The sequence below is a fragment of the Ensifer sp. CCNWLY38 genome (assembly GCF_037120565.1).
In the GTDB taxonomy this organism is placed as follows: Bacteria; Pseudomonadota; Alphaproteobacteria; order Rhizobiales; family Rhizobiaceae; genus Ensifer; species Ensifer adhaerens_H.
Window position 1 is genome coordinate 392687 of sequence record NZ_JBBBBO010000002.1, and the last position, 14052, is coordinate 406738.

A 14052-nucleotide genomic window follows, 5' to 3' on the forward strand; every position below is an offset into this window, starting at 1 on the left:
GCGGCCTTTTTTCTGTTCGATCATCGGGCTTCGAGCAGCGCCGAGACCAGTTCCGGTGTCAGCTCGTCGAAGTGGCTGATGATTTTCGTCGGCTCAAGGCTTTGGACGGGGACGTCCGAGTAGCCGAAAGGAACCGCAATCGACGGTACCGCTGCATTGCGGGCGACGAGGAAGTCGTTGAGGCTGTCGCCGACCATCACCGAGCGTTCGGCCGAGCCGCCGGCATTGGTGACGGTCCTCAGGAGGTGCTCGGCGTTCGGCTTGCGTACGTCGAAAGTGTCGCCACCCGAAATCGCGGCGAAGCGTTCGATAAGCCCCAGGCGTTCGAGCAGGCGCGTTGCCAGCTTTTCCGGCTTGTTGGTGCAGACCGCCAGCTTGAAGCCGCCGCCAGAGAGCCGGTCGAGCGCGTCGATGAGGCCCGGATAGGGCAGCGAATCGCCTGGCATCGAGCCGTGGTAGAAATCGACGAACTCCTTGAGCTGCCATTCCAGCACGTCTTCATCGAGCGGCTTTTGCCGGAGCGCGAAGGTGCGCTCGATCATGGCGCGTGCGCCGTGCCCGACAAGATGGGTGAGATCCGCATAGCCGACCGGTGCGATGCCGGCCTGGGTTACCGCATGGTTGAGGCTCGCGACCAGGTCCGGCGCGGTATCGACAAGCGTTCCATCGAGATCGAAGACGACTATGGGAGATGACACCGAAAAACCTCATGGCACCGGAAACGTTGCCGTTCGGGTAGGCGAAGTGACAGCAGAATGCAATGGGGAGTACATGTCCTAAGTACTACGGAATCCTTGGCGGCATTTTCATTTTGACTTTTGTTTGCGTCGCCGGGCGTGTAAGTGTCTCAGCGGAAAACGGGCCGGCCGTTCGCTGTTTGCAGCAAAGCCGTCCGTCGGAATTACAAGGGAGCGACTGGCGCATGGACGCCCGCGAAATGAAAATCAAAGCCGCGGCTGCGGCTCTGGAATATGTCGAAGACGGCATGCGCCTCGGCATCGGTACGGGCTCCACGGCTGAGGAATTTGTCCGGCTGCTGGCCGAGAAGGTCGCCTCTGGCTTCCGCATCGAAGGCGTTCCCACTTCGGAGCGCACGGCGCGGCTCTGCCTCGAACTCGGTGTACCATTGAAGTCGCTCGATGAGCTGCCGGAACTGGACCTGACGATCGACGGCGCCGACGAGGTCGATGGCCGGCTGCGGCTGATCAAGGGCGGCGGCGGCGCATTGCTGCGCGAAAAGATCGTCGCGAGCACGTCGAAGCGAATGATCGTGATCGCCGACGAATCGAAGGTGGTCGAGGTCCTCGGTGCCTTCAAACTGCCGATCGAGGTCAATCCCTTCGGTCAGGTGGCAACGCGGATCGCGATCGAGAAAGTCGCTTCGCGCCTCGGCCTTTCCGGCGAAATCGCCGTGCGTCAATCGCATGACGGCGCCTTCAAGACCGACGGCGGACACCTCATTCTCGATGCATCTTTTGGCCGTATTCCTGATGCAGATGCGCTCGCGGGAGAGCTGAATGCCATTCCCGGCGTCGTCGAGCACGGGCTTTTCATCGACATCGCGTCGCTGGCAATCATTGCAGGGCCGGAGCAGGCACGCATTCTGACTGCGTCCTGAGCTGGCTCCCGACAGCCCGCAATGGGCTGGGAGCGGTAAAGACAACAGGTTTCCACACATGCGGGCCTGGCGGCGGCAATCGCCCGGGCAGCATGCGACAAACACAGGAGCAAGGGTAAAAATGAACAAACTCGCAGGTCTTGTCCGCACATTCGCTGCCACCGCGGTTCTGCTTTCCGCATCGATTCCGGCGGTGCAGGCCCAGGACGTCTCCGAAGAGCAGATCAAGGCGGCGCGCGCGACGATCGCAGCGCTTGGCGTGACCAACAGCTTCGACAACATTCTGCCGAACCTTGCCGAGCGGCTGAAGAACACGTTGATCCAGTCATCGCCGAACCATCAGGAACTGATCACGGCAACCGTCGACGAGAAGGCACTCAGCCTTGCCGCCCGCCGTGCCGATCTCGAGAACGAAGCGGCGACGATCTACGCGAAGACCTTCTCGCTGGAAGAGCTGAACGCGATCACCGAATTTTACGGCTCGTCCGCCGGCAAGAAGCTCCTGGATAACGGCCCGATCGCTTCGCGCGAACTGCTGAAGGCCGCCGACATCTGGGCCTCAGGCGTTTCCCGCGATCTGACCCAGGAAGCCACCAAGTCGCTCGACGAAAAGGTTGGCCGCACGCAGCCGGCTGCCGAGGGCGCCGTCCAGGCGCCGGCGCAATAACCGTCGCCGACCACGGTTCATCACGTTTCGAGGAGCCCGGAGTGATCCGGGCTTTTCTTTTGGCTGGAGGCACCACTATATGTGCCTGCGGCGCGGCCTTCGGCTGGCCGCACCGGCTGCCGAACGCGAGATCGTTCGGCGCGCTTACCATTTCGCCATTTCGGCCGCTGCTTTCAGGAGACTGCCCATGCCCGCTTTCGACTATGACCTCTTCGTGATCGGTGGCGGATCCGGCGGCGTCAGGAGCGGACGCCTGGCGGCGAGCCTCGGCAAGAAGGTGGCGATTGCGGAGGAGTTTCGCTACGGCGGCACCTGCGTCATCCGCGGCTGCGTGCCGAAGAAGCTATATGTCTACGCGTCGCAGTTTTCCGAACATTTCGAAGACGCCGCCGGCTTTGGCTGGTCGGTCGGCGAAAGCCGGTTCGACTGGAAGAAACTGGTCGCCGCCAAGGAACAGGAAATCACCCGGCTCGAAGGGCTCTACCAGAAGGGTCTGAACAATGCCGGCGCCGAAATCCTGCATACGCGCGCCGAGCTCGTCGGCCCGAACACGGTTCGCCTGCTCGACAGCGGCCGCACGGTGACGGCCGAGCGGATCGTGATCGCCGTTGGCGGTCATCCGACGCCGCATGACGCGCTGCCGGGACACGAGCACTGCATTTCCTCGAACGAGGCTTTCGATCTCACAGACCTGCCCAAGTCGATCCTGATCGCTGGCGGCGGCTACATCGCCGTCGAATTCGCCAACATCTTCCACGGCCTCGGCGTCGAGACGACGCTGATCTATCGCGGCAAGGAAATTCTCTCGCGTTTCGATCACGACCTGCGCCGCGGGCTGCATGTGGCCATGGAAGAGAAGGGCATCCGCATCCTTTGCGAAGACCTTATCCAGTCGGTCGCCCTCGATGATGCCGGGAAGCGCGTCGCGCACACGATGAAGCACGGCGACATCGCCGTCGATCAGGTGATGCTGGCGCTTGGCCGCGTGCCGAACACCACGGGCCTCGGCCTCGAAGCGGCTGGCGTCAAGACCGATGAGCGCGGCGCCATCATTGTCGATGCGTTCTCGCGCACCAGCGCGCCTGGCATCTATGCGCTTGGCGACGTCACCGACCGCGTGCAACTGACGCCGGTCGCGATCCACGAGGCCATGTGCTTCATCGAGACCGAGTACAAGAACAATCCGGTGTCGCCGGATCACGACCTGATCCCCACCGCCGTCTTCTCGCAGCCGGAGATCGGCACCGTCGGTCTGACGGAAGAAGAGGCGGCGCGCCGCTTCGACGAGCTGGACGTTTATCGCGCCGAATTCCGGCCGATGAAGGCGACGCTTTCGGGCCGCAAGGAAAAGATGATCATGAAGCTGATCGTCAACGGTGCCGACCGCAAGGTGCTCGGTGCCCACATCCTCGGCCATGATGCGGGCGAGATGGCCCAGTTGCTCGGCATTTCGCTGAAGGCCGGCTGCACCAAGGACGATTTCGACCGGACGATGGCAGTGCATCCGACGGCAGCGGAAGAACTGGTGACGATGTATTCGCCGTCCTACCGCATCCGCAAGGGCGAGCGGGTCTGAGGCCCCGGCAGCCGGTGCCTTGCTTTGCAGGCGCCGGCGCCGATGAATTCTGGTAGGATGTCTTTCCAAGCCTTCGCTTAACGTCTATAAGCCCGCATCCGCGAAGTCACCGGCTTCGGGCGGCTTGGCGCAATAATCTTGCGTTGGGGCAGGGCACGCGGACATGAGTGAAATTTCCGAATACCGGGCGGCCACCTTCGGCCGTCAGGGCGCGACCCGCGCGGATAGTTCCGCGGCAGACAACAGGTGATCGAAATGGCACAGACTTGGACTCCAAACAGCTGGCGGCAGAAACCCATCCAGCAGGTGCCGGACTATCCGGACCTGGCAGCGCTTGAGGCGACCGAAGCGCGCCTCGCGAAGTATCCGCCGCTGGTGTTTGCAGGCGAAGCGCGCCGTCTGAAGAGTGCCCTTGCAAATGTTGCCGAAGGCCGCGGCTTCCTGCTGCAGGGCGGCGACTGCGCCGAAAGTTTCGCCGAGCATGGCGCCGACACGATCCGCGACTTCTTCCGCGCCTTCCTGCAGATGGCCGTCGTCTTGACCTTCGGCGCACAGCAGCCGGTGGTGAAGGTCGGCCGCATCGCCGGCCAGTTCGCCAAGCCCCGCTCGTCCAACATCGAGAAGCAGGGCGACGTCGAGCTGCCGTCCTACCGTGGCGACATCATCAACGGCATCGAGTTCACTGAGGAAGCGCGTATCCCGAACCCGGAACGCCAGATCATGGCCTACCGTCAGTCGGCCGCGACGCTGAACCTTCTGCGCGCCTTCGCCATGGGCGGCTATGCCAACCTCGACAACGTGCACCAGTGGATGCTGGGCTTCATCAAGGACAGCCCACAGGCAGAACGCTACCGGAAGCTCGCCGACCGGATCTCCGAGACCATGGACTTCATGAAGGCGATCGGCATCACCTCGGAAAACCATCCGAGCCTGCGCGAGACCGATTTCTTTACGAGCCACGAGGCGCTGCTGCTCGGGTACGAGCAGGCGCTGACGCGCGTCGATTCGACCTCGGGCGACTGGTATGCCACCTCCGGCCACATGATCTGGATCGGCGACCGTACCCGCCAGCCCGACCATGCCCACATCGAATACTGCCGCGGCATCAAGAACCCGCTCGGTCTCAAGTGCGGCCCGTCGCTGACGGCCGATGGTCTCCTGGAGCTGATCGATCTTCTGAACCCGGCCAACGAAGCCGGCCGCCTGACGCTCATCTGCCGCTTCGGCCATGACAAGGTGGCCGAGCATCTGCCGCGCCTCATCCGTGCGGTCGAGCGCGAAGGCAAGAAGGTCGTCTGGTCCTGCGATCCGATGCACGGCAACACGATCACGCTCAACAACTACAAGACCCGCCCGTTCGAGCGGATCCTGTCGGAAGTCGAGAGCTTCTTCCAGATCCACCGCGCGGAAGGTACGCATCCGGGCGGCATCCATATCGAGATGACCGGCAACGACGTGACGGAATGCACCGGCGGTGCGCGCGCGCTTTCCGGCGACGATCTCGCCGACCGCTACCACACCCATTGCGATCCGCGCCTCAATGCGGACCAGGCGCTGGAGCTCGCGTTCCTGCTCGCCGAGCGCATGAAGGGCGGCCGCGACGAGAAGAAGATGGTCGTCAACGGCTGATCTCATTCCATGGCATCGTTCAGGGTTTCTGAACGTCGCTTGGGAGTTTTGAATTTGACAATGCCGGGTCGGCTCTGGAAGCTGGTCCGGCATTTTCGTGTCTGGAGCAGGAAGCGGCGCGCGCAATCGTGCCGCCGTATCCACCGCATGACAGGGTGATGCATCACGATTGCGCTTTGGGGGAACAATGCCGGACGTTCACAAGGGAAGCTGTCTTTGCGGGGCAGTGCGCTTTGCCGCACAGGGTGAGCTGCGCGAGCTGATCTACTGCCATTGCAGCCAATGCCGGAAGCAGACCGGGCTCTACTATGCCGCGACGAATGTCCGGAACGACGGCCTTGAGGTCGAGGGAATGGAGCATGTCACCTGGTATCGGGCAAGCGACAGCGCCAGCCGCGGCTTTTGCCGGATCTGCGGCTCGGCCCTGTTCTGGAAGGGGGACGGGCAGGATTACATCTCGATCATGGCCGGCGCCTTCGAGAAGCCGACCGTGCTGAAGGGTGGCTATCACATCTTCTGCGAAGACCAGGGCGACTTCTACGAGATCACCGACGACTTGCCGAAATATGCGGCCGGGCGCAGCTAAGCGATCACTCTGGCGTGCCCGTTGCCTGCCGAACCGCCTGTTCGAAGCCGTTGGCAAGGCCGGCCATCTTGACCGATTGCCACTGGCAATATTCGTCGAGCAGGCGTTCGCCTAGCCAGAACAGCCCGCGCTGGCCTTCGCCGGCGCGGCCGATGAGGCCCGCATCCTGGGCGCGGGTGAAAATGCGCCTGATATGGGTGTTGGAGATCATGTAGTGCGTGGCGAGTTCCGAGAGGCTCGCTTCCAGCCAGACTTTGCCATCGACCGGATCGAGACTTTGCGGCCGCGACATGAGATCGTCGAGCAGCAGGCCGCCGCACTCGGTCCAGACGAAGGCGGCCACAGCTTCCGGCGGCTCGTTCCACCGCCGATCGGCGAGCAGCAGGCGGGTGGCGATCGGTTGGGCGCGCTCGAAGATCGTCCGATCCGCTTCGACGCGCTGAAGGCGGCCCTTGCCGTCGAAACGGTCGAGCGTGCCCATCTGGCTCATGAACCAGCGCAGCATCGCCCCTTCGCTGATTTCGGTCGGCTCCAGGGGCCGCACCTTCTTTCTGGCACGACCGCCAGCGGTATCGCGCAGCAGCTTGTAGGTCAAAAGCTCGGCAATGAAGGCGGCAGCGGTGTTGCGGCTGGCGCCACCCATCTCATGCATGAACTTCAGTAGGCGCGCGGTCGTGATACCCGTCTCCGGATTCGCTCGATCGCGCTCGAGGTGAAGCGTGTAGACGGCTTGGCTCAGCGTCCATTTCTGATGGGAGGCGACGAGGCGGGCGACCCGTGGGAAGACATCAAACACCGACATCAGATCGCGGGCGCTCGCCTGAAGGATCGCCCGGAAGTTCGGATGATTGCGAAAATCTTCTGCGGTGAAGGCAAGCGCACCAACTGGCGCAACGCCCTCATGCTCTGCCACGACACGCATTTGCTGCGCACACCCCCCGAAGCTTGCGCGGCGTGCCGGATGCTTGAATTTCAAGTTGCCCGGTCGTCAGCCGCCACTCAGACTAATCCCATTTAGCAGGAGTAGCTTGCCCATAACGTGCGAACAACCGATTTTGTTCAAACGAGGCACCTGACGTTCAGCCGTCAGGCGCCCCGTTCGATTGCTGGATCTCGATCACTGCACCAGCACAGGCGGCTGGCACTTGACGCCGGTGACGCGCACATCGGCCTCACCGACCCGGACGCCGACGAGCAGGAGCAGGTTGTAGAGGAGGTCATCGACCGGCTTGGTGACGGAACCCAAGGTCTGGGCCAGGGCCTGCTGGATGATCGTCGGGCTGCCGAGCGTGAGGAACAGAACCTGGATGTTGAGATTGAGGTTGTTGAGCAGCGTTTGGGTCGTGGAGGTGAGAATATCCTTCGTGGAGACGGTCTTGACCGATCGAGCCGCAATCTCGGATGGGCTGAAGCTCAGGCGCGAGACCTTGAGGTTCTGTGCTTCGACATGAGCGAGCGCATCGATCTTGACGACGAGGGCATCGACGAGGCGGGCCCTTTGCACGCGGGCATCCGACGAGAAGTTCGAGAGCACTGTCGGATCGACGTCGCCGATGGCGATCTCGGCAATGCCCGGCACCGCGTCCACGCTGACCGCCGCGTTTTCCGGAGTTCCGCCGTAGCAGCGGATGTCGGCAAGTTTCGCCTCGGCATAGGCAAGTTCGACGTAGATCGGCAGTCTGATGCGGATGCCGGCAAGGGCCGCAAGGCCATCGACGTTGACTTCGACGGCGAGGCGGGTCTGCGCGGTGCGCACGGCTGCGCCCGGGGTTCCGAGGCGATGGCTGGGTGTCTGGACCGGCGGCTCGCCGATCGCGAGCTTGACCTTGGCGGAGGCGATGCCGGGAAGCCCGGTCACAGTGTTGAGCGCGATCTGGTGTTCGCCATTGGCAATTGCGGCGGCCCCGGAAACGATCTGCAGCGCGCTGATCTTCATCGCCCAATCGGAACCGGCATCGATCTGCAGGCTCTTTTTCGGATCGAGGTTGAGGATCTGCGCCAGTGTGACGGTCTTCTTGTTGTTTGCGGTCGAAAGCTCGATGCTCTTCAGCGCGGCCGTCACAGTGCCTGAAAGACCCTGGACGAGCCGCATCGAGGAGAGCAGCTGCGGCATGGTCAGATTGGCCTTCAGCACGTCCTCATAGGAGGCGGCGGTCAGGTTCAGCTTTGTCGCGACGATCTTCAGGAACGGCTGGACGTCGACGTCTGCATCGATGAGCGCCTGATAATCCATGACTTTGAGGGAGACGGTCGTGCCGAGCATCTGCCCGAGGATCGAATTCAGCAACCCGTCGTTCAGGCTGGCGAGACGCGAGCCGACAGAGAAGGCGGCAATCTTGGAGCTGGCGGCCGTGCCGATGACGCTTAAATCCGGCGGCGCGCTGAACATGGAGGCAAGGAAAATCTGGCCTTTCTTTTCCAGCAGAACCTGCACGGCATCGGTCGGCGTAGCGTCCTTGACGAAGCGCTGTCCGGCCTCGACGGAAGGGTCGGGAATATAGCGGCCGCGCGCCAGCGTGGCCACGCCATCCACCTTGCCCGTGCCGACGTCGCTCAGGGGCAGCACCTTGCCATCGACGGTCATCAGCCCGGTCGGCGTGGCCACGGCGTAGTTGAGGCCATTGTTGGAGAAATGGTCGAGCACGGACTTCTCGGCCGACAAGATGTTGGCGGCCGCTGCGATCGCGGCAAGGTCGACTGCCGACTGCATCTCACGTTTCTGCACGGTGAGATAGCCGTAGTCGATGCCGAGTCCCATTGAGGCGACGACCAGTGGCATGACCAGTGCAGCGGAGATGCCGATATTGGCGTCCCGTGATTGGAGCAGCGTGCGCAGTCGCGTTGAATTCCACGACATGTCAAACCCCTCCCACGCGTATGGTTGCAAAGCGCTCGATCCGGCTGCTCGGCATTGCGAATGTGAAAAGGTTAAAAATCGGGAGGTCGGCGGCGTCGTATTTGATCCGAACGGTGAACTGGTTGGCGTTGCTTGCGTCGTCCTTGACGGTCACGGTCATGCGCGAGGATTTGATGAAGGCCTGATCCATCGTGGTGCGGCGGATGTAGTCGGTCGCGAGGCGTTCACGCTCGCCTTGGGATAGTCCAGCGATGGCTGTGCGCGCGGCATCGGCGGCGATCTGCTGTATGGAATGCGCTGTGCTGAGATAGACGCCGTAGGCGATCAAGGTCAGCACGCAAAGGAAGAAGAGCGGCGCTATGATTGCGAATTCGATTGCAGCGGCGCCGTCTCGGCCGCCAATAAGGCGCTTGAAGTTGGACATTGCAGCATCTCCGCGTACCCACGTTGCTGTATTTTTTCGAATGTCCCTGCGCCCTTACGATGGTCCTCAAATATTAATTTTTTCATACTCCGATAAGTTGCCGATGGCAGCGAAGCGGGTGTTCGGTCAGTCCTGCCCGGGTGCTGGACGGTACTGCTCGAGCTGGCGGTTGAGCGTTGCGAGGTCGGCACGCAGTTCCGAAATCTCACGCAGCAACACGTCGTCGACCTTGTGATGCAGGGCGATCAGTTCGACTTCCGACTTCAGATTGACCTCGTAGTCCTTGGACGCTGCGAAGCGGTCGCGTTCGGCCTGACGGTTCTGCGACATCATGATGATTGGGGCCTGCAGTGCGGCAAGCATGGAAAGCACGAGGTTGAGAAAGATGTAGGGGTAGGGGTCGAACGCTCCGGTCACCAACAGCACCGAGTTCACGATGACCCAGCAGACGAGAAAGCTGCAGAAGGTGACGATGAAGCTCCAGGAGCCGCCAACGCGGGCAATGTTGTCGGCGAGCCTGTCGCCTAAGGTTTGCTCGGCAGCGAAGGCCGCATTGGTATCGGTGGTCAGCGTGCGCCGCTCGCGAGCGTAGGCGAGGATGCGGCGCTCGATCTCGCCGAGTTCGCTGAGCGGCTTGCCGAAGAACTGGTGCGAGATGTTGTTGAAATGCGGCATGGCGATCTCCGGGGTTGACCGGAGAAAATCTAGAGCATTTCCAGAAAAAGTGCGTGGCGGTTTTGCGTCGGGGAAAAATCTTGCCGACCGAGAGCATGAAGAGCCGGACCGGATATGGCCGGTCCGGCGCTCATGGTTCAGTGGGTCTCGGCCGCGCTTGCGAAGAGGTCGGCGTGGGACTTGAAGAACCGGTCGGTCGAGTAGCGGTCTCCAAACATCATGTCGTGCTGCAGGAAGCGATAGTCACGCAAGAGAGCCGGCACCTTCGGCTGGCGCGACCATTCGGCGACTTCCTTGCCGTTCCTGCGGATCAGCATGTAGCGGTCGACCACGCGGTACTGGTCATACACCTTGCCGAGGAACCCGGTGTAATAGGGGTGCTCGTAGCCGGACTGCTTGAGGATCTGGTAGGAGAGGAAGGCCGGGCTGATCGTGCCGACGTTCTTCTTCGGGCCGGTCTTGTTCGACCAGACGACGAGCGGCGTTTCATGCTGGGCCTTCATCTGGTCCTTCGAACCTTTGCGCTCCGCGGTGACGCCCTTCATGAAGCCGGTGCTGGTATAGACCGTGTTCAGCGGCGGCAAGTGGTCGCCGAAGAGCACGATGATCGTTTCGCGGTCGCGCTTCTTCGCCCAGTCCATCAGTTTCTTCAGGCTCTCGTCGGCTTCCTTGATGCCTTGAGCATAGGTTTCCAGCACCTGCCGGTCGCTTTCGGGCAGGTTGCCTTCGACCTTGATGGTGTTCTTGGCATATCGGTTTGCCTCATAGGGGCCATGGCCCTGCAGTGTCACCGCAAAGAAGAAGAACGGATCGTCCATGGCGTCGGCCTGGCGGATGATCTCATGCGTCAGCGACTCGTCCGAGGCAAAGATGCCGCGCTTCTGCATCGGCGGCATGTTCTCCTCCGACTTGAACATGTCGAAACCGAAGGCCTTGTAAACGGCGGTACGGTTCCAGAACCAGCTCTGGAAGGGATGGATGGCGCGCGAGACATAGCCTTCGCCACGGAAGAAGGTGGCGAGCGACGGGATCGGGTTGCGGATGTACTGCTGGTACGGAATGCTGCCATAGGGCAGGAAGGCGTTGGAGAAGCCGGTCAGCGCTTCGAACTCGACATTGGCGGTCATGCCGCCGAATTCCGGCGAGAAGACGTTGCCCGACTGCATCTCGCGGATCGTCGGCATCGGATCGGGCGAAAGCTTGACGTTCGGCAGGCGGGTCGGATCCCAGAAGGATTCGCTCATCAGCACGATGACGTCGGGCTTGCCGCGGTGCGAGGTGCCAGCCGGAAGCGGCTTCACCGGAATGCGATCGATGGCGTCGGCCATGTAGCCAGCGGGCGCGCTTACATTGGCCATCGGCAGGTTGATGGCGAAGGCGAGAGCAAATCCGTTGTGCTTATAGTTCTCCGTCTGGTCCCACATGATCGGGATGACCTTCAGGCGATCACGGATCCAGGAGAACTGGTTGTAATCCATGATGTGCCAGAAGGCGAAGAGCAGCGGCAGCGCAAAGGCCGCACGAGCGATGCGCTCGCGGCGCGTCAGCTTGGGGAAATTGCGCCAGGCGTAGCGCAGCAAGAGGCCGATGGCGGCAACGGCGGCGATGAGGCCGACGACGATGCCGACGGCGGTCCAGGGGCGGTCCTTCACCAGCACCGGCATCAATTCCATGATCTGGCGGCCGAACAGGAAATCGGTCGGATAAAGCGGATCGGACAGGAAGACCTGCTTCTGCTGGCAGACGACGGCGGGTATGATGGCGAGGGGCGCAATCACCACGGCCGACTTATGTTCGCGACCGAAGATGCCGTCGACGGCCAGCAGCATCAGGAAGAATGCACCGACAGTCGTCAGCGCCGGGCGCGTCGGGTCGAGCATATAGGCGAGCGTATCGGCCATCGACTGGCGCACGATCATCTCGACGGCGAAGACGAGAGCGGCTGCGACGAAAAGGGAGAACAATGCGCTGCGGGTGGCCGCAAGCGTCTTGGCGTGCCGTGCGGTGAAGCCGGGTCTATCGACATAGACGCGCGAACCTCTCGCGACAGCGGAATCGATACTAGCCAACATGTTCTCCAGTTTCATAAATGTGTCGTGTAACTGTCATACGCCCGTCATTTTGAACAGGGGATGAATGGTTTCTTAACGGGGTTTGGGAACAGCTTTTCGTCGCGTGAGGGCGCTGCAACGGCCCTTCATAAGAACCGGGAAAGACAGAATTTTTCGGTTTTTTTCGCGGAGCGGCGATTGCCTGTGGGTATTTTCCTGCGGATTGCGCTAAAGAACATTGCGAAAGTCAGACGCAATCGCTCAGAACAGACCGACAGGCCCGCTCATGACCGCTCATAAAGCTGCCCCTTCGCTTCTTCGTATCGCCGTCGCCCAGCTCAATCCAACGGTGGGCGATATCGCCGGAAACCTGGCCAAGGCGCGTGAGGCGCGTGCCGATGCGGCGCGCCAGGGCGCCGATCTCCTGCTTTTGACGGAGCTGTTCATTTCCGGCTATCCGCCCGAAGATCTCGTGCTGAAGCCGGCATTCCTGAAGACCTGCCTCCAGGCGGTCGAGAAGCTCGCGGGCGACACGGCGGACGGCGGCCCAGGCGTCATCATCGGCTTCCCGCGCCAGGCCAAGACCGGCCGGCACAATTCGGTGGCCGTGCTTGACGATGGCAAGGTGATCGCGTTCCGCGACAAGGTCGATCTGCCGAACTACGGCGAGTTCGACGAGAAGCGCGTCTTCGATCAGGGCGAAATGCCGGGCCCGGTGAATTTCCGCGGCGTGCGCATCGGCATACCGATCTGCGAGGACATCTGGGGCGATCTCGGCGTTTGCGAAACACTGGCGGAAAGTGGCGCGGAAATCCTCCTGTCGCCGAACGGCTCGCCCTATTTTCGCGGCAAGGTGGATGTGCGCCACCAGGTGGTCCTCAAGCAGGTGCTCGAGACCGGTCTGCCGATGATCTATGCCAACCAGCTCGGCGGCCAGGACGAACTGGTGTTCGACGGCGCAAGCTTCGCCTTCAACACCGACAAGTCTCTCGCCTTCCAGATGAGCCAGTTCGAAGAGGCGATTTCGATCGTTGAATGGAAGAAGGGCGAAAGCGGCTGGCATTGCGAAAGCGGGCTGAAGTCGCGCCTGCCGGAGCGTGAGGAGGCGGACTATCGCGCCTGCATGCTCGGCTTCCGTGACTATGTGAACAAGAACGGCTTCAAGAACGTCGTGCTCGGCCTTTCCGGCGGTATCGATTCCGCGATCTGCGCGGCGCTGGCGGTCGATGCGCTCGGCGAGGAGCGGGTGCGCACCGTCATGCTGCCCTATCGCTACACTTCGCAGGAATCGCTGAAGGACGCCAAGGAATGTGCCGCAGCGCTCGGTTGCCGCTACGATATCGTGCCGATCTCCGAGCCGGTCGAAGGGTTCTTGAGCGCGCTCTCCGATATGTTCGAGGGGACCGAATCCGGCATCACCGAGGAGAACCTGCAGAGCCGGACGCGCGGCACGATCCTGATGGCGATCTCCAACAAGTTCGGCTCGATGGTGGTGACGACGGGCAACAAGTCGGAAATGTCGGTCGGCTATGCCACGCTCTATGGCGACATGAACGGCGGCTTCAATCCGATCAAGGATCTCTACAAGATGGAGGTCTATGCGATTTCGCGCTGGCGCAATACCACGGTGCCGCCGGGTGCGCTCGGCCCCTCGGGTATCGTCATTCCCCCAAATATCATCGACAAGGCGCCTTCGGCTGAATTGCGTCCCAACCAGACGGACCAGGACTCGCTGCCGCCCTATCCGGTGCTCGACGACATTCTCGAGTGCCTGGTGGAAAAGGAAATGAGCACCGAAGAGATCGTCGCCCGCGGCCACGACGAGCCGACGGTGCACCGGGTTGAGCACCTGCTCTACATCGCCGAATACAAGCGCCGCCAGTCGGCGCCGGGCGTCAAGATCACGAAGAAGAATTTTGGTCGCGACCGTCGTTACCCGATCACCAACCGCTTCCGCGATCGAGGGTAG

The 14052-nt window shown here is 61.9% G+C and carries 12 protein-coding genes; 6 read left to right on the forward strand and 6 right to left on the reverse strand.

Annotation, left to right across the window (positions count from 1 at the left end; all coding sequences use genetic code 11):
* Positions 1-20 precede the first annotated feature (20 nt).
* Complete coding sequence (locus V7S54_RS06150; protein WP_065373527.1) at positions 21-698, reverse strand: HAD family hydrolase; 678 nt, start codon at positions 696-698, stop codon at positions 21-23.
* A 224-nt stretch (positions 699-922) separates the two neighbouring features.
* On the opposite strand from V7S54_RS06150, the gene rpiA reads away from it, so the two are divergent.
* The 5 genes from rpiA to V7S54_RS06175 all read left to right on the forward strand — a co-directional run bounded on the left by rpiA (position 923) and on the right by V7S54_RS06175 (position 6076).
* A complete protein-coding gene (rpiA, locus tag V7S54_RS06155) occupies positions 923-1618 on the forward strand; it encodes a ribose-5-phosphate isomerase RpiA (protein WP_057248861.1) in 696 nt (231 codons plus the stop codon).
* 121 nt (positions 1619-1739) lie between these two features.
* Positions 1740-2285, forward strand: a complete 546-nt coding sequence (locus V7S54_RS06160) for a DUF2059 domain-containing protein (RefSeq protein WP_065373528.1) — start codon at positions 1740-1742, stop codon at positions 2283-2285.
* 187 nt (positions 2286-2472) lie between these two features.
* Positions 2473-3861 carry a glutathione-disulfide reductase gene (gor, locus tag V7S54_RS06165; RefSeq protein ID WP_065373746.1) on the forward strand — a complete coding sequence of 463 codons (1389 nt, stop codon included), beginning with the start codon at positions 2473-2475 and terminating at the stop codon, positions 3859-3861.
* 255 nt (positions 3862-4116) lie between these two features.
* Complete coding sequence (locus V7S54_RS06170; RefSeq protein WP_065373747.1) at positions 4117-5490, forward strand: class II 3-deoxy-7-phosphoheptulonate synthase; 1374 nt, start codon at positions 4117-4119, stop codon at positions 5488-5490.
* A gap of 187 nt (positions 5491-5677) precedes the next feature.
* Complete coding sequence (locus V7S54_RS06175; protein ID WP_057248864.1) at positions 5678-6076, forward strand: GFA family protein; 399 nt, start codon at positions 5678-5680, stop codon at positions 6074-6076.
* Positions 6077-6080: 4 nt separating this feature from the next.
* Here V7S54_RS06175 and V7S54_RS06180 read toward each other — a convergent pair whose 3' ends face one another.
* From V7S54_RS06180 to V7S54_RS06200, 5 genes are all read right to left on the reverse strand, one after another.
* Positions 6081-6998: a hypothetical protein gene (locus tag V7S54_RS06180; RefSeq protein ID WP_065373529.1), complete on the reverse strand. Its 918-nt coding sequence runs from the start codon at positions 6996-6998 to the stop codon at positions 6081-6083.
* A gap of 195 nt (positions 6999-7193) precedes the next feature.
* Positions 7194-8933 (reverse strand): pilus assembly protein TadG-related protein, encoded by a 1740-nt coding sequence (locus V7S54_RS06185; RefSeq protein WP_065373530.1) that lies wholly within the window; start codon positions 8931-8933, stop codon positions 7194-7196.
* Between the two features lies 1 nt (position 8934).
* A complete protein-coding gene (locus V7S54_RS06190; protein WP_065373531.1) occupies positions 8935-9357 on the reverse strand; it encodes a TadE/TadG family type IV pilus assembly protein in 423 nt (140 codons plus the stop codon).
* Between the two features lie 126 nt (positions 9358-9483).
* The gene (locus V7S54_RS06195; protein WP_065373532.1) at positions 9484-10032 is read right to left on the reverse strand and encodes a DUF1003 domain-containing protein; all 549 of its coding nucleotides are present in this window, start codon (positions 10030-10032) and stop codon (positions 9484-9486) included.
* A gap of 137 nt (positions 10033-10169) precedes the next feature.
* Complete coding sequence (locus tag V7S54_RS06200) at positions 10170-12101, reverse strand: LTA synthase family protein (protein ID WP_083203549.1); 1932 nt, start codon at positions 12099-12101, stop codon at positions 10170-10172.
* A gap of 268 nt (positions 12102-12369) precedes the next feature.
* Between V7S54_RS06200 and V7S54_RS06205 the strand changes: the two genes are divergently transcribed.
* Positions 12370-14052: an NAD+ synthase gene (locus V7S54_RS06205; RefSeq protein WP_065373534.1), complete on the forward strand. Its 1683-nt coding sequence runs from the start codon at positions 12370-12372 to the stop codon at positions 14050-14052.

Coding starts and splice junctions, on each gene's coding strand:
- rpiA (WP_057248861.1), top strand. CDS start 923: ATGGACGCCCGCGAAATGAAAATCAAAGCCGCGGCTGCGGCTCTGGAA.
- V7S54_RS06160 (WP_065373528.1), top strand. CDS start 1,740: ATGAACAAACTCGCAGGTCTTGTCCGCACATTCGCTGCCACCGCGGTT.
- gor (WP_065373746.1), top strand. CDS start 2,473: ATGCCCGCTTTCGACTATGACCTCTTCGTGATCGGTGGCGGATCCGGC.
- V7S54_RS06170 (WP_065373747.1), top strand. CDS start 4,117: ATGGCACAGACTTGGACTCCAAACAGCTGGCGGCAGAAACCCATCCAG.
- V7S54_RS06175 (WP_057248864.1), top strand. CDS start 5,678: ATGCCGGACGTTCACAAGGGAAGCTGTCTTTGCGGGGCAGTGCGCTTT.
- V7S54_RS06180 (WP_065373529.1), bottom strand. CDS start 6,998: ATGCGTGTCGTGGCAGAGCATGAGGGCGTTGCGCCAGTTGGTGCGCTT.
- V7S54_RS06185 (WP_065373530.1), bottom strand. CDS start 8,933: ATGTCGTGGAATTCAACGCGACTGCGCACGCTGCTCCAATCACGGGAC.
- V7S54_RS06190 (WP_065373531.1), bottom strand. CDS start 9,357: ATGTCCAACTTCAAGCGCCTTATTGGCGGCCGAGACGGCGCCGCTGCA.
- V7S54_RS06195 (WP_065373532.1), bottom strand. CDS start 10,032: ATGCCGCATTTCAACAACATCTCGCACCAGTTCTTCGGCAAGCCGCTC.
- V7S54_RS06205 (WP_065373534.1), top strand. CDS start 12,370: ATGACCGCTCATAAAGCTGCCCCTTCGCTTCTTCGTATCGCCGTCGCC.